Raw genomic sequence first — 17663 nt, forward strand, 5'->3', positions numbered from 1 at the left:
GGCTCGCCTTGAGTTGGTAGTGCCTGGGTTTGCAGCAGAAGGCCGTATCGCATGCGAACGCGGCCGGTGGCATCGGGACCCGGAACCGTCAGGCCGGACAATGCCGCTTTTGGCGCTTCGCCGCAAGGATTCGGGTCGGGCGATCCCCTCCGCACGCCCCAAATCGGACAAGAGCGCCCCAAGACGCCGCTACTATGGCCTTATCGTGACCGCGACCGGCAGCCGCACCCGCGTCCTCACGCGAACGTGCGCCAGATCACCTTTTGTGACCCGGCCCCCTTTGCCGGGCCGGCTCCTACATCGCCTCGTAGTTCGGGCCGCCGCCGCCCTCCGGGGGAACCCAGGTGATGTTGCCGTTGGGGTCCTTCACGTCGCAGGTTTTGCAGTGGACGCAGTTCTGGGCGTTGATCTGGAAGCGCGGGCTCGCGCCCTCCTCGACCCATTCATAGACGCCGGCCGGGCAATAGCGATTCGAGGGGCCGGCGAAGACGTCGTGCTCCGAGGTCTTCTGCAGGTTCATGTCGGCAACCCGGAGATGGACCGGCTGGTCCTCCTCGTGATTGGTGTTGGACAGGAACACCGAGGACAGCTTGTCGAAGGAGATCTTGCCGTCCGGCTTCGGATAGTTCTTCGGCGCGTGGCTCTTGGCCGGATCGAGCGTGGCGCGATCGGGCTTGGCGTGCGCCTGGGTGCCGAACAGCGAAGCGCCGAACAGCGTGTTGCACCACATGTCGAAGCCGCCGAGTGCGACGCCGAGCACGGTACCGAACTTCGACCACAGCGGCTTGACGTTGCGGACCAGGAACAGATCCTTGCCGACCGACGAGGAGCGCCACGCGTTCTCGTAGTCGACGATCTCGTCGTTGGCGCGATCGGCGGCGAGCGCCGCTGCAACATGCTCTGCGGCAAGCATGCCGGTGCCCATCGCGTTGTGCACGCCCTTGATGCGCGGCACGTTGACAAAGCCGGCCGCACAGCCGATCAGCGCGCCGCCGGGGAAGCTGAGCTTCGGCACCGACTGGTAGCCGCCCTCCGTAATGGCGCGCGCGCCGTAGGCGAGCCGCTTGGCGCCTTCGAAAGTACCGCGGATCGAGGGGTGGGTCTTGAAGCGCTGGAATTCGTCGAACGGCGACAGATAGGGATCGTCGTAGTTCAGATGCACGACGAAGCCGACGGCGACGAGATTGTCGTCGTAATGATAGAGGAACGAGCCGCCACCGGTCTTCAGGTCGAGCGGCCAGCCGAACGAGTGCTGGATCATGCCCTTCTGGTGCTTGGCGGGGTCGATCTGCCAGACTTCCTTCAGCCCGATGCCGAACTTCGCCGGCTCGCTCTTGGAGTCGAGCGCGAATTTCGCGATGAGTTGCTTGGTCAGGCTGCCGCGCGCGCCTTCAGCGAACAGCGTGTACTTGCCGAGCAATTCCATGCCGCGGGTAAAGGAGTCCTTCGGCTTGCCGTCGCGGCCGATGCCCATGTCGCCGGTAGCGATGCCCTTCACCGCGCCCTGCTCATCATAGAGCACCTCGGCCGCGGCGAAGCCCGGATAAATCTCGACGCCGAGCGCTTCCGCCTTGCGCGCCAGCCAGCGGCAGACATTGCCGAGCGAGCCGATATAGCAGTGATGGTTGTCCATCAGCGGCGGCATCATGAAGTTCGGCAGCTTGATCGCACCGCCACCCGTCATCCAGTAGAAGCGGTCGTCCTTGACCTGGGTCTTCAGCGGGCAATCGGCATCCTCGCGCCAGTCCGGAACGAGCTTGTCGAGCCCGGCCGGATCGATCACCGCGCCGGAGAGGATATGCGCACCGACCTCGGAGCCCTTCTCCACCACGACGACGTTGAGATCGGCGTTGAGCTGCTTCAGCCGGATCGCGGCCGACAGGCCCGAGGGGCCGGCGCCGACGATGACGACGTCGAATTCCATGGATTCGCGCGGGGGAAGTTCTTCGGTGCTCATCTGATCTCAGCCCTTGAGACGGTTCCTTGGTCGTTTGCGCCTCCTTGTTTCCGATTTTTCCGGGTAGGACAACCACGGAAATGCGTTCCGCTGGGATGCAAGGCGCCTTAAACGGGACCTCGCCGGTTCTGTGAGGCCAGAACCGGGGAAGCCCCGATCTTTTTTGACGCGTTTTCTTCACGCGAACCGGGTGCCCACTTCGCTCGAAAACGCTATGCTATAATAGTCAGACTTTCCCATGATACCCGAACCCGCACCCACCGTCCGAGAGCTCTTAGCCTTCTATCTGGAGGCCGGCGTCGATTGCGCGCTCGCGGAGGAACCGATCGACCGCCTGGCGGAATTGGATGCCCCGCCGCCGGCCCCGCGCGCGGCACCGCCCGTCGCGGCACCGCGGCCGGTCGCAGCACCAGCCGTGATGCGCGGCGAGGCCGCACCTGCGCCCGATGTCGCGATCGCCTCGGCGCGCGAGGCTGCGCGCACCGCCCCGACGCTGGAGGCGCTCCGCGAGCTGATGCAGAACTTCGAGGGCTGCGCGCTGAAGCACACCGCGACGCGGCTGGTGTTCGCCGACGGCAATCCGCAGGCGCGCATCATGTTCGTCGGCGAAGCGCCGGGCCGCGACGAGGACATCGAGGGACTGCCCTTCGTCGGGCGCAGCGGAAAGTTGCTCGATCTGATGATTGGTGCAATCGGCCTCAACCGCACCACCGCCTATATCGCCAACGTCATCCCGTGGCGGCCGCCCGGCAACCGCACGCCGACGCCGCAGGAGACGCAAATCTGCCTGCCCTTCATCCAGCGCCAGATCGAGCTGGTGAATCCCGACGTGCTGGTGACGCTCGGCAATCCCTCGACGCAGACGCTGCTCTCGACCCGCGAAGGCATCATGCGCACGCGCGGGCGCTGGTTCGACTACGAGACGGGCGGACGCACCATTCGCGCGCTGCCGACCTTCCATCCTGCCTATCTCTTGCGCTCGCCGTCGTACAAGCGGCTGGCTTGGCAGGATCTGCGGGCGATCGCGAAGGTGCTGGCGGGGTAATGCTCTCGTGTCCCGGGCGCGGTGCGGCACGCAGTGACGCGCCGCAGAGCCGGGACCCAGAAAGCAACACAGTACGAACGGCGGGATGGGCCCCGGGTCTGCAGCGCACCGCCGAAGGGGCGCTGCGCAGCGTCCGGGGCACGAGGGCGCTACGACCCCTTCGGCCGCACGATGGCCCAGCCGATGCGGAGCAGCTGCTGGCGGCCGGTCACCAGCCATTCGAAGGCGCGCGGCACCTCCGGCACGATGCCGGGAAAGCGTGCGAGGATGTCCGGCGGCGGCGTGCCGGCGGTGTCGGAGGCGCGCCAGACCACGACACCGCCGGTCTCGCTGAATTTGGCCTGTGACATCCACGGCGTCCGCGCAGGGTTAGCGTCCATGAAGAGATGCGGTCGGCCGGAATGCAGCGTGATCAGGCTCGCAAGCTGGCTCTCTCCGGCCACCGCGCGCAGGCGGTGGTTGGTGCGGCGGGCAAAGCTCTCGTCGAAGAAGTCGGAAATGGCGCGCGCCGGCATCGAGGTCGCGATCTCGCCGGTGCCGGTCCAGGGCATGATCAGGACGGCGAGCACGACGCCCACGGCCGGCGCGATGACGGCGGCGGCCCACACCATGCGCAGCACCCGCGCACGCCGCATCGCGATGAGATCGCCCGCCAGCACGACCACCGCGAGGCCCGCCATAACGAGCACCACGCCGGCGCCGCCGACGACGGTGTCGAGCCCGAGCAGGGTCGAGATCACGACCGCGCCGAGCGCCGGCGCAAGCGCGAAGAAATACACGAAGTTGCGCGCGAGCGGCTCGACCGGCGGCCGGTAGATGATCGGCGCCTCCTCGCCCCTGGCGACGAACAGACGCGTGTTGAGGAACGTCAGCGCCGGGATCGCGGCAGCCCCCAGCACCAGCCCGCCGAGCAGCCAGGCCGCGTGAAGGGCGCGGGCGTTCAGCTCCGCGACCTGCGGCAAGGTCGGCATCACGAGCGTCTCGGCACGCATGAGCCAGACCGCATAGGGCAGCGCCAGCACGGCGACGACGATCAGCGCGAACAGCGGATCGAGCGCGCGCAGCGTGCGGCGGCCGCCGGCGGTCGAGAGCGCGAAGACGACGAGCAGCAGGAGAAGGAAGATCGCCGCGGGCGTGGTCAGCAGCAGGAGGCCCGCCTCGATCGACCAGGCGAACCACGCATTGCCGCGACGCTGGCCGATGATCTGCCAGGAGTGCAGCAGCAACAGCGCCCAGAGCGGCCGGGCCAGCACGAGGGGGCCGAAGTCGAGCGCGGGCGAGGAGAAGGCCAGCACCGTCATGGTCAGCAGCACGGCGAGCACCGCCTGCTGCGAGCCCACCACCGCGCGGGAGAGATGATAGAGCGTGATGAAGGTCGCGACCTCGCAGAGCTGGGCCAGCACGTAGACGCCGAACATGTGACCGCCGGCGGCGCGATAGGCGATGTCGGCAAGCCAGACCGGCAAGGGCGGGCCGAGATCAGTACCGACCTGGTATTCCCTGCCGAAGGCCAGCAGCGTCGCCAGGGTGCCGGGCGGGCTGCGGTAGAACACCAGCGCCACGAACAGCCACATCGCCGCCTGGAGCAGCACGACGATCCACACGATCAGCCGCGGCCGGGCGCGAATGAGCTCGATGACCAGGGAGGTAAACCGCATGCAACGTCCGAAAGATGCAGCCAACCCGTCCAGCCGGCCCTATTCGCTCACACGTACTTTGATAAGGGGCGCTGCGCGTCGTGGCAACGACCGTCTACTCTAGAGGCCCGTTGAAGCATCGATTTCGACGGCCTCTTCCACCTGCAGTTCGACCTCGGTCACGGCAAACAGGTCCCGCACCGGCTCGACGGTCCAGGGCATGTGCTTGGCGCGGGCGGCGGCGACGGGGGCGAAGAAGCTGCGGTGGTGGATTGTGGGGCCGAGGCGGTCGAGGGCGTCGAGATGCTCGGGGACGCCGTAGCCCTTGTGCTGCTCGAAGCCGTAGCCGGGGCAGTCCTGCGCCAGTGCGCACATCAGGCGGTCGCGCGTGACCTTGGCGACGATCGAGGCGGCTGCGATCGACAGCACGATGCCGTCGCCGCCGATCACGGCCTCGCAATCGCAAGCCGTATCGAGCCGGTCGCGGCCGTCGACGAAGACATGCTTGGGCTGTTCGGGCAGCGCCACCACGGCGCGCTTCAGCGCCCATAGCGAGGCGCGCAGGATGTTGTCGCGGTCGATCCGGGCGCGCGAGGCGACGGCGACCGAGACCTGCGCCGTGGCGCAGATCTTGTCGAAAAGCTTCTCGCGCTCCTCGGCCGTCAGGCGCTTGGAATCGTCGATGCCGCGCGGGATGCGGTCGGGATCGAGAATCACCGCAGCCGCCACCACGGGGCCTGCCAGCGGCCCGCGGCCGGCCTCGTCGCAGCCCGCGACCGGCCAGACCCCGCGCTTGATCAGCGCGCGCTCGCGGCGGAAGCTTGGGGAAGCGACGACGACGATGCCTTGCTTGCCGGCAAGAGCCTTCGTAGCCTTGGCCCCAGATGGTTTAGCCGCCTTGGCAGGCGCTGCCGTCTTTGCAACGGCCTTCTTTGGCGCGCCCTTGGCCGGCTTCTTGGCGGACTTGTCCCGAATCATGGCCGGGATCGTGCGCAAGCGGCCCCGCCGGCGCAACCGGGAACCAATCGCAATTCCCGTTATTCAGGCAGGCCAGCCCTATTCCGCCAGATGCACCCGCCGGTCCTCGCCGACCTCGATGCCGGGCGCGACCACGACTTCCCAGGGATGATCGTCCGGGTCGGCGAAATAACCGGAATAACCTCCATAGTCGGTCTCGTGCGCGGCCTTCACCAGCCTCGCCCCCTTGCTGAGGGCGAAGGCCAGCACCGCATCGACCTCCTCGCGGGTCCGACAGTTCCAGGCGAGCGTCATGCCACGGAAGGTCGTTGGCCTTGGCTGATCAGGCAGCTTGGCATCGGCTGCGAGTTGGTCCCAGGGATAGAGCGCGAGCACCGGGCCGCCGGTATCGTAGAACGCGACGGCCTCGCCGGTCGCCTTCAGCCGGCGCGCAAAACCAAGCGCATCGTAAAAGGCGATGCTGGCGCGGATGTCGCTGACGCCCAGCGTGATGACGGTCAGCCGCGGCACCGGCACGGCGAGTTCCTGACTCATGCTACGCCTCTTCCACTTCCCCGATCAGAACAGGCTGAGCTGATCGCCGTTCCGTTTCGGCCTGGCAAAATGATCCGTCGTCAGCTTCGAGCGCCGCTTGTTCAGCCCAAGCCTGTCGCATGCGATCTCGAAACGACGGCCGATGGTCCAGGCCATCGGTCCCGTGCCCTTCATGCGCTCGCCCCATTTCGCATCGTAGTCGCGGCCGCCGCGCATGTCGCGGATCAGCGTGAAGACGTGGCGGTAGCGGTCCGGATAGTTCGCCATCAGCCATTCGCGGAAGAGATCGCGCACCTCCAGCGGCAGCCGCAGCAGCACGTAGGAGGCTTCCTTGACGCCGGCGTGCGCAGCGGCATCGAGGATGCGCTCGATCTCGGAATCGTTCAGCGCGGGGATCACCGGCGCGACCATCACCGTGGTCGGGATGCCGGCCTCCGAAAGCTGCTTCAACGCCTCCAGCCGCTTCGGCGGTGTCGAGGCCCGCGGCTCCATGGTGCGCGCCAGTTTTGGGTCGAGCGAGGTGACCGATATCGCGACCTTGGCGAGATTGCGCTTGGCCATCCGCGCGAGAATGTCGATGTCGCGCACCACCAGCGCCGATTTGGTGACGATGCCGACGGGATGACCGGCCCGCTCCAGCACCTCGAGAATGCCGCGCATGATTTTGCGCTCGCGCTCGATCGGTTGATAGGGATCGGTGTTGGTGCCGATCGCGATCATCCGCGGCTCGTAGCCGGCAGCCGCGAGCTCCTTCTCGAGCAACGCCGGCGCCTCGGGTTTCGCAAACAGCTTCGATTCGAAGTCGAGCCCCGGCGACAGGCCGAGATAGGCGTGGGTCGGCCGCGCGAAGCAATAGACACAGCCATGCTCGCAGCCGCGATAGGGATTGATCGAGCGGTCGAAGCCGATGTCGGGCGAATCGTTGCGGGTGATCACCTTGCGCGAGGTGTCGACGCCGACACTGGTCTTGAACGGCGGCAGTTCCTCAAGGCTCTGCCAGCCGTCATCGAATGCGACGCGTGCCTCGGCCTCGTAGCGACCGCTGGCATTGGACTGCGCGCCCCGCCCTCGCCTGCGGGCGCGGTCGATGGCGACGCCAAGCTCGGGGAAATCAGAAGGCGCACCCGCCGGCTCGGAGGGCGCCGTGACCGGCGGGTGCTTGAGAGCAGAAGAAGATGCTGGACTCATGAAGCCAAGATAGCACGCCAAAGGAACAAATCAAGAACACAAACAAAAAACGTGAAAACAACCCCATGCACTGTAGCCGCCCACATTTCAGGCCCGCAGCTTTGACCTCACGCAACACGCCCGTCACGGCGATCCCGTTTGATGCCGGCCACGGATCGATCGCGCCGGAACTCAGTTGGTGACGATCGCGAAATGATCGACGGGTGAAGGTCGGCAGGAACATGACAAATCAACAACAATCGGCTGCCGCGAGCAGCGACCTCGATCTCCTCGATCGCTATTGGCGCGCCGCCAACTACCTCTCCGTCGGGCAGATCTACCTGCTGGACAATCCGCTGCTGCGCGAGCCGCTGCGGCCTGAGCACATCAAGCCGCGTCTGCTCGGTCATTGGGGCACGACGCCCGGTCTGAACTTCATCTACGCCCATCTCAACCGCGTCATCCGCGCGCTGGATGTCAGCGTGCTCTATGTCTGCGGTCCCGGCCATGGCGGCCCGGGCATGGTCGCCAACACTTATCTCGAAGGCAGCTACAGCGAGATCTATCCCGACATCGCGCGCGATACGAACGGATTGCGAAAACTCTTCAGGCAGTTCTCGTTCCCCGGCGGCATTCCGAGCCATGCGGCGCCGGAAACGCCGGGCTCGATCCACGAGGGCGGCGAGCTCGGCTACGCGCTGGTGCATGCCTATGGCGCGGCGCTCGACAATCCCAACCTGATCGTCGCCTGCGTCGTCGGTGACGGCGAAGCGGAAACCGGTCCGCTCGCGGCCTCCTGGCACTCGAACAAGTTCCTGAACCCCGCCCATGACGGCGCGGTGCTGCCGATCCTGCATCTCAACGGCTACAAGATCGCGGGCCCGACCGTGCTCGGGCGGATGGCCGACAGCGAGATCCGCGACCTGTTCCGCGGGCTAGGCCACGAGCCGCTGTTCGTCGAGGGCGACGATCCCAAATTGATGCACCAGGCCATGGCGGACGCGCTCGACGTCGCGCTCGCCAGCATCCGCTCGATCCAGCAGCACGCCCGCGACGGTCGAAAGGCCGTCGAGCGGCCGCGCTGGCCGATGATCGTATTGCGCAGCCCGAAGGGCTGGACCGGCCCGAAGGAGGTCGACGGCAAGAAGGTCGAAGGCTTTTGGCGCGCGCATCAGGTGCCCGTCGCAGGCTGCCGCGAAAATCCGGCGCATCGACAAGTGCTCGAAGACTGGATGCGCAGCTACGAGCCGGAAAAACTGTTCGATGCAAATGGGGCACTCATTCCCGAGCTCCAGGCCCTGGCCCCCGCAGGCAATCGCCGCATGGGCGCCAATCCGCATGCCAATGGCGGCCTGTTGAAGAAGGAGCTGAAGCTGCCGGACTTCCGCAGTTTTGCAGTCGAGGTGCCGGAGCCCGGCGCCGTCACCGGCGAAGCAACGCGCGAGCTCGGCAAATTCCTGCGCGACGTCATCCGCCTGAACGCACAAGAGCGCAACTTCCGCATCATGGGCCCGGACGAGACCGCGTCAAACCGGCTGGACGCGGTGTTCGAGACCACGGAACGCGTCTGGATGGAGCCGATCGAATCTTACGACGTGCATCTTGCGCAGGACGGCCGCGTGATGGAGGTGCTGAGCGAGCATCTCTGCCAGGGCTGGCTGGAAGGCTATCTGCTGACCGGACGGCACGGCTTCTTCTCCTGCTACGAGGCCTTCATCCACATCGTGGATTCCATGTTCAACCAGCACGCCAAATGGCTGAAGGTGACGCGGCACATGCCATGGCGGCGGCCGATCGCATCGCTCAATTATCTCCTGACCTCGCATGTCTGGCGGCAGGACCATAACGGCTTCAGCCACCAGGATCCCGGTTTCGTCGATCTCGTCGCCAACAAGAAGGCCGATATCGTCCGCATCTACTTTCCGCCGGATGCCAACACCCTGCTGTGGATCGCCGATCACTGCCTGCGGACCTATAACCGCATCAACGTCATCGTGGCCGGCAAGCAGCCGTCGCCGCAATGGCTGTCGATGCAGGACGCCGCGACGCATTGCGATGCCGGCATCGGCATCTGGAGCTGGGCCGGCAACGAAGACGCGAACGGCGAGCCCGATGTGGTGATGGCCTGCGCCGGCGACGTGCCGACACTGGAGACGCTGGCGGCGGTCGACCTGCTGCGCAAGGCGCTGCCCGATCTGAAGATCCGCGTCATCAACGTCGTGGACCTGATGACGCTGCAACCGAAGGAGCAGCATCCTCACGGGCTTTCGGATCGTGACTTCGACGGCCTGTTCACATCCAACAAGCCTGTCATCTTCGCCTATCACGGCTATCCCTACCTCATCCACCGTCTCACCTATAACCGCACCAACCATGCCGGCATGCATGTGCGCGGCTTCGCCGAGGAAGGCACCACGACGACGCCGTTCGACATGGTCGTGCTCAACGGGCTCGACCGCTACCATCTCGCGATCGAGGCGATCGAGCGCGTGCCCGGTCTCGCCGCCAAGGCTGCGAAAGTGAAGCAGCAATTCCGCGACAAGCTGATCGAGCATTCGCGCTATGTGCGCGAACACGGCGAGGACATGCCCGAGGTCCAGAACTGGGTCTGGCCGAACAGCGCCGGCGGCAACACGCCGGCCGAAGCCGGCGATTGACGCGCCATGCCGGATACGGTCCTCGTCCTCAACTCGGGATCGTCGAGCATCAAGTTCGGCCTGTTCGATCCGGCGGTGTCCGGTCCCACCCTGCTCTGCAAGGGTTTGCTCGACGAGCATGAGGCAAAACCCCGGCTCGTCGTGAAGAGTCCCGCAGGCGAAGACCTGTTCGAGACGCGGAGGGACGCTTCGGACGCCGACAGCAAGCATCTCTTCGCCGACGTGCTCGCCTTTATCGAGCACCAGTTTGGCCCAGGCAGCTTGCGCGCCGTCGGGCACCGCATCGTTCACGGCGGGCCCGATTACTCAGGCCCTGTCGCGGTGACGGACGACGTCATCGCGAAGCTGGAGGCGCTGACGCCGCTGGCGCCGCTGCACCAGCCGCGCTGCCTCACACCCATCCGCACCATCTCGGCGATCCGGCCCGGGCTGACGCAGATCGCCTGCTTCGACACCGCCTTTCACCACGGTCTCGCACCGCCCGCACGCCGCTTCGCCATTCCGAGACGTTATGAAGAGCGCGGCATCAGGCGTTACGGCTTTCACGGCCTGTCCTTCGAATACGTCGCCGGCCGTCTCGCCGAGATCGCTCCCGGGCTTGCATCCGAGCGCACTGTGATCGCGCATCTCGGCAACGGCGCCAGCCTGTGCGCGTTGCGCGACGGCCGCAGCGTCGACACCACGATGGGGTTGACGCCGCTCGACGGCCTCGTGATGGGCACGCGCTGCGGCACGATTGATCCCGGCGTGCTGCTCTATCTGCAGCAGCACGAGAAGATGACGCTCGAGGATGTCGAGCACCTGCTCTATCACCAGTCCGGCCTGCTCGGCGTCTCCGGCATCTCTGCGGACATGCGCACGCTACTCGCAAGCCGCGAGGTTGCGGCGCGCGAGGCGGTCGATCTCTTCACCTTCCGCGCGGCGCAGGCCGTCGCGGTGATGGCGACCACGCTCGGCGGACTGGACTGCCTGGTCTTCACCGGCGGCATCGGCGAGCATGCGATGGAAGTCCGGCTCGCGATTGGTGAACGCCTCGCCTGGCTGGGCGTGCGCATCGATGCGGCCGCGAATGGCGAGGCGCGCGAGCGGATCAATGGCGGCGATAGTGCTGTCGAAGTGTTCGTCATCCCAACAAATGAGGAACTCGCGATCGCGCGGCATTGTGCAACGGTGCTGCGAGCGATGGGAGCTCCAGCCAACTAGAGCGAAATGAGATGCGTTCTTCCCTTCTCCCCTTGTGGGAGAAGGTGGCGCGAAGCGCCGGATGAGGGGTCTCTCACCGCACACACAGGCAGATGAGTATGCGGAGGCAGACCCCTCACCCGAGTGAGCACATGTCTCCTGCCGGTGCTGCCCTCTCCCACAAGGGGCGAGGGCGCAATCATGCGCATCTCGCTCCTGGGCGGGATTGATCAATCAATCCGCTCGCTCTCAATGCGTTCCCGACAAAATCTGGATGCAGCCGATCGCGACCTCGATCAGGATCAGCACCACCACCGCGATTTCCAGCCGCAGCGAACGCTGGGTGTCGATGATGTCGGTCAGCGCGTTGGCGGTCTCCGACACCGCGGTGAGCTTGCGCTCGAGCGTGTCGAGACGCTCTTTCAGCTCGTACTCGTCTTCGAGGCGGGAATAAAGCCGGTCGAGCTCGGGCTTCTCCCAGAGCACGTCGGGTTTCTCGGCGATGGCGACACGGCCGGCGACGCGCTGCTGCACCAGGAGCGCGTTGCCGATCAGTTGCAGGATGCCCTTGCGACGGCGCGGCGTGCGGCCGCGCTCGGCAAGCTCCCGCGCAAAAGGCTCGATCACATCGAAGACCGCGGCGACGCGCCGCTCGTCGCGGGCCAGCGACGTGCTCTTGGCGAGCGCGTCCGCGACCAGCAGCAGCCGGTCGTCGGAGAATTTGGCGAGGCAGATCGGCCCGCCCGGCTGGATCGCCTCGGTGCTTTCATCCTTGCAGAGCTGTGCTTGCGCGATCTCTTCCTCATAGGGGCTGAGCTCGCCGATCACCCGCGGCTTCAGGCTGTCGATCAGCACCTTCTCCTCCGAAGGGAGAAGTCCGATCAGCACCACGACGCCATAGCGAAAGATCACGGCAAGACCGGCATGGACACGGAAGGCGGCGGGCATCGACGAGACCAGCGTGCCGATCTCGAGACCGGAGGCGTTGATGCGGTCGCCCAGCATCAGCGCCCGGATCCGCAAGGTCGGCGCAGCGTCCGGCTTGGGCGAGGTTGGCGGTGCGCTAACAGCAAGTTGATCGGCGTTCATGCGAAGCTCTCGTCAGCACTGCGGATTGCGTGCTTTTCCCGTTCCCGGGCTTCGTCCCCGCTCGCATCCTCCTCTTGAAGGATTGCGATCCGCCTGGAAGGCGCGCAACATCGGAACGAAACTCCGGATTAATACCGTCAAGGCGCCCCTGCGCCGAAATATTCGGCAATTTTGCCACCCCGCACGGGACATATTCGGATGCGATGGCTCCGACAGTTTACCATCGAACGGCGAAGCCCCGCCGAAAAGTTGCACTCGGCAATGCCGCGTGTTTATGACAACATCATAACAAACTACGCTTCTCCCGAAGTGCAGACACTGAAGCCTCAATCATGCTGAGCGTTATCATTCCGACCGAAGGCGTCGAGCAGACGGCGGTCGCAACCCTGGCTGCGCTGGTGCCGGGCGCCGCCGCGGGCATCATCCGGGAAGTGCTGCTGGTCGACGGCACCCGCAACGGCGTCATCGAGCGCGTCGCCGACGTTGCAGGCTGCCGCTTCATCGGTTTCGAGGGCTCCTCGCAAGGTGCGGCGCTGGCCGCCGGCGCGCTCCAGGCCCGCTCGCCCTGGCTGATGTTCCTCCCCGCAGGCGCCGTGCTGGAAACCGGCTGGATCGAGGAGACCACCCAGTTCATCCAGGCCGTCGCGACCAGCGGCCGAGATCGTGCGGCGGTGTTCCGCTATGCGCGCACGCCCTACGCCGATACCGGATTCCGCGACATCCTCCGGGCCGTGGCGCGCAAGCTCGCCGGCCCGCTCGGCGATCAGGGACTTTTGATCGCCCGTGATCATTACGACCGGATCGGGGGCTATCCGCCCCAGGCCCGCCGGTCCGAGGCGCGGCTGCTGCGGCGGCTCGGCCGCTCGTCGAGGACCCTGTTGCGCAGCCGGATCGTCATGGTCGCCTGAAGTCACCAGATACTTGCCAAAGTCAAATAATTGTTTGACAATGGCAAGTATCGAGGTGAGCCATGTCATTTAACGGTACAGACGACCACATCGCAGCCGTCCGCGCCTTCAACCGCTTCTATACCCGCAAGCTTGGTGTGCTCGACCAGCACCTTGGACAAACCCCGTTTTCGCTCAGCGAGGCCCGGGTGCTCTATGAGCTCGCGCATCGCGACGACCTGGCGGCAAAGGAGATCGGAAGCGAGCTTGGTCTCGACCCCGGCTATCTCAGCCGCATCGTCCAGAACTTCGACGAAAAGGGGCTGATCACGCGAAGGCCCCTGCCCGCAGATCGCAGGCAATACCAGCTCAGCCTCACCGCCAAGGGCCGCCAGACCTTCGCCAAGCTGAACCTGAGCTCGCAAAACGAAGTCGCCGCGATGCTGGCCCAGCTTTCGGCCAGCGATGCGACGCGGCTCACGCAGGCGATGACGACCATTGAGGCGGTGCTGGAGCAACGTCGAAGCCAGCCCGCTTCCGTCGTGCTGCGCAGCCATCGCGTCGGTGACATGGGGTGGGTCATTTCCAAGCAGGGGGCCGCCTATGCCGCGGACTACAACTGGGACATCAGTTACGAGGCGCTGGTCGCCGAGATCTGCGCACAGTTCATCAAGAACTACGACGCCGCACGCGAGCATTGCTGGATCGCGGAAGTCGGTGGCGAGCCGGTCGGCTCGATCTTTCTGGTCAAAGCCACCGACGAGATCGCCAAGCTGCGCCTGTTGCAGGTGGAGAAGAAGGCGCGGGGGCTCGGTGTCGGCCGCGCGCTGGTCGAGCAGTGCATCCAGGGCGCACGCGAGAGGGGCTACAGCAGGATGACGCTGTGGACGCAGAGCATCCTGGTCGCCGCACGCGGCATCTATCAAAGTGCAGGCTTCAAGCTCGTGAAGGAGGAGAAGCACCACAGCTTCGGGCACGATTTGATTGGCGAGACCTGGGAGCGGGATCTGTAGAAATCGTAGGGTGGGCAAAGGCGCATTAGCGCCGTGCCCACCGATCCAGCATTACGGCAGAAGTGGTGGGCACGCTCCGCTTTCCCACCCTACGAGGCTGTCCGCGCTTACACCGTCGCGCCTTGCGCCTTTGGCCTGCGCAGATGCTCGTCCAGCCGCGGCATGATCTCGACGAAATTGCAGGGACGCGTGCGGTAGTCGAGTTGGGCCTGGAGGATGCCGTCCCAGCCGTCGCGACAGGCGCCGGGCGAGCCGGGCAGACAGAAGATGTAGGTCGCCCCCGCAACGCCCGCGGTGGCGCGGCTCTGGATCGTCGACGTGCCGATCTTGGCATGGCTCAGCATGTGGAATGCGATCGAGAACCCGTCCATGCGCTTCTCGAACAGCGGCTCGATCGCCTCCGGCGTGACATCGCGTCCCGTAAAACCGGTGCCACCGGTGGTGATGACGACGTCGACGCCGGCATCCGCAATCCAGCGACGGATCACCGCGCGGATCGCCTCGACGTCGTCGGTGACGATCTCGCGCGCGGCGAGATGATGGCCCGCGCCGGTCAGTCGGTCGGCAAGCGTCTGGCCGGACTTGTCATCGGCGAGCGCGCGCGTGTCGGAGACGGTGAGCACCGCGATGTTGAGCGGAACGAACTGCTTTGTTTCGTCGATCGAGGCCATGGTTCGTCTCTCTCGTGTCGCGGACAAGGTGCGGCGCATCAGCGCCGCGCCGCAGAGCCGGGACCCATCCAGAGGCTTGGGAAACCGGCATTGTGGGCCCCGGCTCTGCAGCGCACCGCTGAAGAAGCGCTGCGCCGCGTCCGGGGCACGGTGGCGAGAACTACTAGGCCCCGCCGCCGAACGTGTTGCAGGCCTGCACCGTGCCCTGCTGGTAGCCGGTCATGAACCACTGCTTGCGTTGCGCCGCCGAGCCGTGGGTGAAGGAATCGGGCACGACGCGTCCCGTGGCCTGGCGCTGCAGCGTGTCGTCGCCGATCGCGCTCGCTGTGGTCAGCGCGGCGTCGATGTCGCCGGGCTCGAGGAAGTTCGGGCGCTTCTTCGCCTCGCGATTGACCCAGACGCCGGACAGGCAGTCGGCCTGCAGCTCCACCTTCACCTGGAGCGCATTGGCCTCGGCCTTGCTGCCGGCCTGCTGCTGCAGCCGCGTCACGCGCGGAATGATGCCGAGCAGGTTCTGGATGTGATGGCCGGCCTCATGCGCGATGATGTAGGCGGTGGTGAAATTGCACGCCGACTTGCCGGAGCAGCCGCGGAAGCGCGTCTCGACCTCGCGGAAGAAGGCGGTGTCGAGGAAGATGGTGCGGTCCGGCGGGCAATAGAACGGCCCCATCGCCGACTGCGCCATGCCGCAGCGGCCGCCATTGGTGGCGTTGCGGAACAGCACGACCTTCGGACCGGTATAGTTCTGGCCGCTGGCCTGGAAGATCTCGCTCCAGCGATCGTCGATCTCGCCGAGGATGCCGGCGATCATGCTGCCGACTTCATCAGTCGGCGCGCCGCGCTTGGCCGAGGTCGAAGACGACTGGCGATCGGTCTGGTAGCTCGGCGCCTGGCCGCCGCCGGTGAGGATCTCGGCGCCGCCGATCAGGATGCGCGGGTCGATGCCGAAGGCATAGCCGATCAGGCCGAGCACGAGGATGGTGCCGATGCCGAGCCCGCCGCCGCCCATCGGCAGGCCGAACCCGCCTCCTCCACCGCCGCCAAGGCCACCACCACCTTCGTCGCGACGATCCTCGACGTCGTCGCTGCGGCGGAAGTCATCGTAACGCATGGCGGCCTTCCTTTGAGGTCCCGGATTGGCAGGTCCCGGATTGCAGTTCGTGGCGCACAATAGTGCGAAAGCTCAACGCGCCACATACGTAAAATTTCCGTTGCCTTTATCAATATCGTGGTCGGCAAAAATTGCCTAGTGCGGCGGCATGCCGATGCCAGCAATTTTTTCCGAGGGGCGAGCAATTTTTTCCGAGAGAATTTTGGCGCCTTTTTGGAGCCATGATCGCTCCCGCAGTGCGAGGAAGCGCGAAATACACTGTAAAACGCGGCGAATGCGCGCGATGAATCGCAGGCGAGGAGTGATGCGAGGTCTGCTCACGAAAGCGGCGGGTTAAGTCGATTTTTACTTTGCCGCTCCATTGTAACGGTCAGTCGGTTGTTTGGTCCCGCGTCGCCGACAGCGTCGCCTGAGTCAGAGTTCTTGAGTCATGGTAGTGTCGCGTCGCGGGGCGTCTGCAAGGGCGCCCCGCACAAATTTTGAATCCGCTTCGCACAGCATCATCCTCGGCGATTGCGTCGCCGAGATGTCGAAGCTTCAGGCTGGTTCGGTCGATCTCGTGTTCGCCGATCCGCCCTACAATCTCCAGCTCAAGGGCGATCTCAAGCGCCCCGACGAATCCCATGTCGATGCCGTCGACGACGACTGGGACAAGTTCGATTCGTTTTCCGCCTATGACGATTTCACCCGCGCCTGGCTGCTTGCCGCCCGCCGCGCGATGAAGCCGTCGGCGACGATCTGGGTGATCGGTTCCTATCACAACATCTTCCGCGTCGGCGCGATCATGCAGGACCTCGGCTTCTGGCTCCTGAACGACATCGTCTGGCGCAAGTCGAACCCGATGCCGAATTTCCGCGGCCGCCGCTTCACCAACGCGCACGAGACCATGATCTGGGCCGCGCGCGACGAGAAGGCCAAGGGCTACACCTTCAACTACGAAGCGCTGAAGGCGGCCAATGAGGACGTGCAGGCACGCTCCGACTGGCTGATCCCGCTCTGCACCGGCGAGGAGCGCCTCAAGGGCGCCGACGGCAAGAAAGTGCATCCGACGCAGAAGCCGGAAGGCCTGCTGGCGCGCGTGCTGCTGTCGTCGTCGAAACCCGGCGATCTCGTGATCGATCCGTTCAACGGCACCGGCACCACAGGCGCGGTCGCAAAACGCCTCGGCCGCTCCTATATCGGCTTCGAGCGCGACAAGACCTATGCGAAGGCCGCCGAGGCCCGCATCGCCGCGGTCGAGCCGCTGCCGGAAGCGAGCCTCGCTCCGTTCATGACTGCGCGCGAAGCGCCGCGGGTGGCGTTCTCCGAACTGATCGAGCGCGGCATGATCATGCCCGGCACGAAGCTGTTCGACGCCAAGAAGAAGCTCGGCGCACTGGTGCGTGCCGACGGCGCCATCATGTTCGGCGACAAGGTCGGCTCGATCCACCGCATCGGCGCGGTGGCGCAGGGCGCGCAGGCCTGCAACGGCTGGACCTTCTGGCACATCGAGACCAAGAAAGGTCTCAAGCTGATCGACGAGCTCCGCGCCGAGATCCGCGCCGGCATGACGGCGGAGTAGCCACTTCCCGCGATCTCGTAGGGTGGGCAAAGCGAAGCGTGCCCACCATCCCTGTCAATCCGGATCGAAGCAGTGCTGGTGGGCACGGCGCTTTGCGCCTTTGCCCACCCTACGGCATCTTGAATGACGCGATAGCCAGGACTAAATTCGCACCATCAGTCCCGTCCCGACCGG

The 17663-nt window shown here is 65.6% G+C and carries 14 protein-coding genes; 6 read left to right on the plus strand and 8 right to left on the minus strand.

The window, feature by feature from the left end; translation table 11 throughout:
• Nucleotides 1-295 precede the first annotated feature (295 nt).
• On the minus strand, nucleotides 296-1957 hold the full coding sequence (locus RAD15_RS19720) for an electron transfer flavoprotein-ubiquinone oxidoreductase (RefSeq protein WP_458179794.1): 1662 nt from the start codon (nucleotides 1955-1957) through the stop codon (nucleotides 296-298).
• Between the two features lie 238 nt (nucleotides 1958-2195).
• On the opposite strand from RAD15_RS19720, the gene RAD15_RS19725 reads away from it, so the two are divergent.
• Nucleotides 2196-3002 carry a uracil-DNA glycosylase gene (locus RAD15_RS19725; protein WP_458179795.1) on the plus strand — a complete coding sequence of 269 codons (807 nt, stop codon included), beginning with the start codon at nucleotides 2196-2198 and terminating at the stop codon, nucleotides 3000-3002.
• Between the two features lie 149 nt (nucleotides 3003-3151).
• On the opposite strand, the gene RAD15_RS19730 is transcribed toward RAD15_RS19725, so the two are convergent.
• From RAD15_RS19730 to RAD15_RS19745, 4 genes are all read right to left on the minus strand, one after another.
• The gene (locus tag RAD15_RS19730) at nucleotides 3152-4660 is read right to left on the minus strand and encodes a glycosyltransferase family 39 protein (protein WP_458179796.1); all 1509 of its coding nucleotides are present in this window, start codon (nucleotides 4658-4660) and stop codon (nucleotides 3152-3154) included.
• A 99-nt stretch (nucleotides 4661-4759) separates the two neighbouring features.
• The gene (locus RAD15_RS19735; protein ID WP_458179797.1) at nucleotides 4760-5617 is read right to left on the minus strand and encodes a ribonuclease HII; all 858 of its coding nucleotides are present in this window, start codon (nucleotides 5615-5617) and stop codon (nucleotides 4760-4762) included.
• A gap of 78 nt (nucleotides 5618-5695) precedes the next feature.
• Nucleotides 5696-6151, minus strand: coding sequence for a VOC family protein (locus RAD15_RS19740; RefSeq protein ID WP_458179798.1), 456 nt, complete (start codon nucleotides 6149-6151; stop codon nucleotides 5696-5698).
• A gap of 24 nt (nucleotides 6152-6175) precedes the next feature.
• Entirely contained in the window at nucleotides 6176-7339 is a 1164-nt protein-coding gene (locus RAD15_RS19745; protein WP_458179799.1) for a PA0069 family radical SAM protein, read from the minus strand.
• 221 nt (nucleotides 7340-7560) lie between these two features.
• On the opposite strand from RAD15_RS19745, the gene RAD15_RS19750 reads away from it, so the two are divergent.
• Both RAD15_RS19750 and RAD15_RS19755 read left to right on the plus strand, forming a co-directional pair.
• Nucleotides 7561-9975 carry a phosphoketolase family protein gene (locus RAD15_RS19750; protein WP_458179800.1) on the plus strand — a complete coding sequence of 805 codons (2415 nt, stop codon included), beginning with the start codon at nucleotides 7561-7563 and terminating at the stop codon, nucleotides 9973-9975.
• Nucleotides 9976-9981: 6 nt separating this feature from the next.
• On the plus strand, nucleotides 9982-11178 hold the full coding sequence (locus RAD15_RS19755) for an acetate/propionate family kinase (protein ID WP_458179801.1): 1197 nt from the start codon (nucleotides 9982-9984) through the stop codon (nucleotides 11176-11178).
• A gap of 228 nt (nucleotides 11179-11406) precedes the next feature.
• Here RAD15_RS19755 and RAD15_RS19760 read toward each other — a convergent pair whose 3' ends face one another.
• Nucleotides 11407-12246, minus strand: a complete 840-nt coding sequence (locus tag RAD15_RS19760; protein ID WP_458179802.1) for an RMD1 family protein — start codon at nucleotides 12244-12246, stop codon at nucleotides 11407-11409.
• Nucleotides 12247-12578: 332 nt separating this feature from the next.
• Here RAD15_RS19760 and RAD15_RS19765 point away from each other — a divergent pair, with 332 nt between their 5' ends.
• Nucleotides 12579-13154: a glycosyl transferase gene (locus tag RAD15_RS19765; RefSeq protein ID WP_458179803.1), complete on the plus strand. Its 576-nt coding sequence runs from the start codon at nucleotides 12579-12581 to the stop codon at nucleotides 13152-13154.
• A gap of 62 nt (nucleotides 13155-13216) precedes the next feature.
• Complete coding sequence (locus RAD15_RS19770; protein ID WP_458179804.1) at nucleotides 13217-14146, plus strand: bifunctional helix-turn-helix transcriptional regulator/GNAT family N-acetyltransferase; 930 nt, start codon at nucleotides 13217-13219, stop codon at nucleotides 14144-14146.
• A 107-nt stretch (nucleotides 14147-14253) separates the two neighbouring features.
• On the opposite strand, the gene moaB is transcribed toward RAD15_RS19770, so the two are convergent.
• Complete coding sequence (gene moaB / locus RAD15_RS19775; RefSeq protein ID WP_458179805.1) at nucleotides 14254-14817, minus strand: molybdenum cofactor biosynthesis protein B; 564 nt, start codon at nucleotides 14815-14817, stop codon at nucleotides 14254-14256.
• Between the two features lie 163 nt (nucleotides 14818-14980).
• Entirely contained in the window at nucleotides 14981-15928 is a 948-nt protein-coding gene (gene ypfJ, locus RAD15_RS19780; RefSeq protein ID WP_458179806.1) for a KPN_02809 family neutral zinc metallopeptidase, read from the minus strand.
• Nucleotides 15929-16358: 430 nt separating this feature from the next.
• Here ypfJ and RAD15_RS19785 point away from each other — a divergent pair, with 430 nt between their 5' ends.
• Complete coding sequence (locus tag RAD15_RS19785) at nucleotides 16359-17489, plus strand: DNA methyltransferase (RefSeq protein WP_458179807.1); 1131 nt, start codon at nucleotides 16359-16361, stop codon at nucleotides 17487-17489.
• Nucleotides 17490-17663 lie beyond the last annotated feature (174 nt).

This window comes from Bradyrhizobium sp. 14AA (genome assembly GCF_054185205.1).

Bases quoted from the DNA above. Each gene is read 5' to 3' on its own strand.
- RAD15_RS19765 (WP_458179803.1), top strand. From the start codon at position 12,579: ATGCTGAGCGTTATCATTCCGACCGAAGGCGTCGAGCAGACGGCGGTC.
- RAD15_RS19730 (WP_458179796.1), bottom strand. From the start codon at position 4,660: ATGCGGTTTACCTCCCTGGTCATCGAGCTCATTCGCGCCCGGCCGCGG.
- RAD15_RS19745 (WP_458179799.1), bottom strand. From the start codon at position 7,339: ATGAGTCCAGCATCTTCTTCTGCTCTCAAGCACCCGCCGGTCACGGCG.
- RAD15_RS19785 (WP_458179807.1), top strand. From the start codon at position 16,359: ATGGTAGTGTCGCGTCGCGGGGCGTCTGCAAGGGCGCCCCGCACAAAT.
- RAD15_RS19725 (WP_458179795.1), top strand. From the start codon at position 2,196: ATGATACCCGAACCCGCACCCACCGTCCGAGAGCTCTTAGCCTTCTAT.
- ypfJ (WP_458179806.1), bottom strand. From the start codon at position 15,928: ATGCGTTACGATGACTTCCGCCGCAGCGACGACGTCGAGGATCGTCGC.
- RAD15_RS19760 (WP_458179802.1), bottom strand. From the start codon at position 12,246: ATGAACGCCGATCAACTTGCTGTTAGCGCACCGCCAACCTCGCCCAAG.
- RAD15_RS19750 (WP_458179800.1), top strand. From the start codon at position 7,561: ATGACAAATCAACAACAATCGGCTGCCGCGAGCAGCGACCTCGATCTC.
- moaB (WP_458179805.1), bottom strand. From the start codon at position 14,817: ATGGCCTCGATCGACGAAACAAAGCAGTTCGTTCCGCTCAACATCGCG.
- RAD15_RS19755 (WP_458179801.1), top strand. From the start codon at position 9,982: ATGCCGGATACGGTCCTCGTCCTCAACTCGGGATCGTCGAGCATCAAG.
- RAD15_RS19720 (WP_458179794.1), bottom strand. From the start codon at position 1,957: ATGAGCACCGAAGAACTTCCCCCGCGCGAATCCATGGAATTCGACGTC.
- RAD15_RS19735 (WP_458179797.1), bottom strand. From the start codon at position 5,617: ATGATTCGGGACAAGTCCGCCAAGAAGCCGGCCAAGGGCGCGCCAAAG.
- RAD15_RS19740 (WP_458179798.1), bottom strand. From the start codon at position 6,151: ATGAGTCAGGAACTCGCCGTGCCGGTGCCGCGGCTGACCGTCATCACG.
- RAD15_RS19770 (WP_458179804.1), top strand. From the start codon at position 13,217: ATGTCATTTAACGGTACAGACGACCACATCGCAGCCGTCCGCGCCTTC.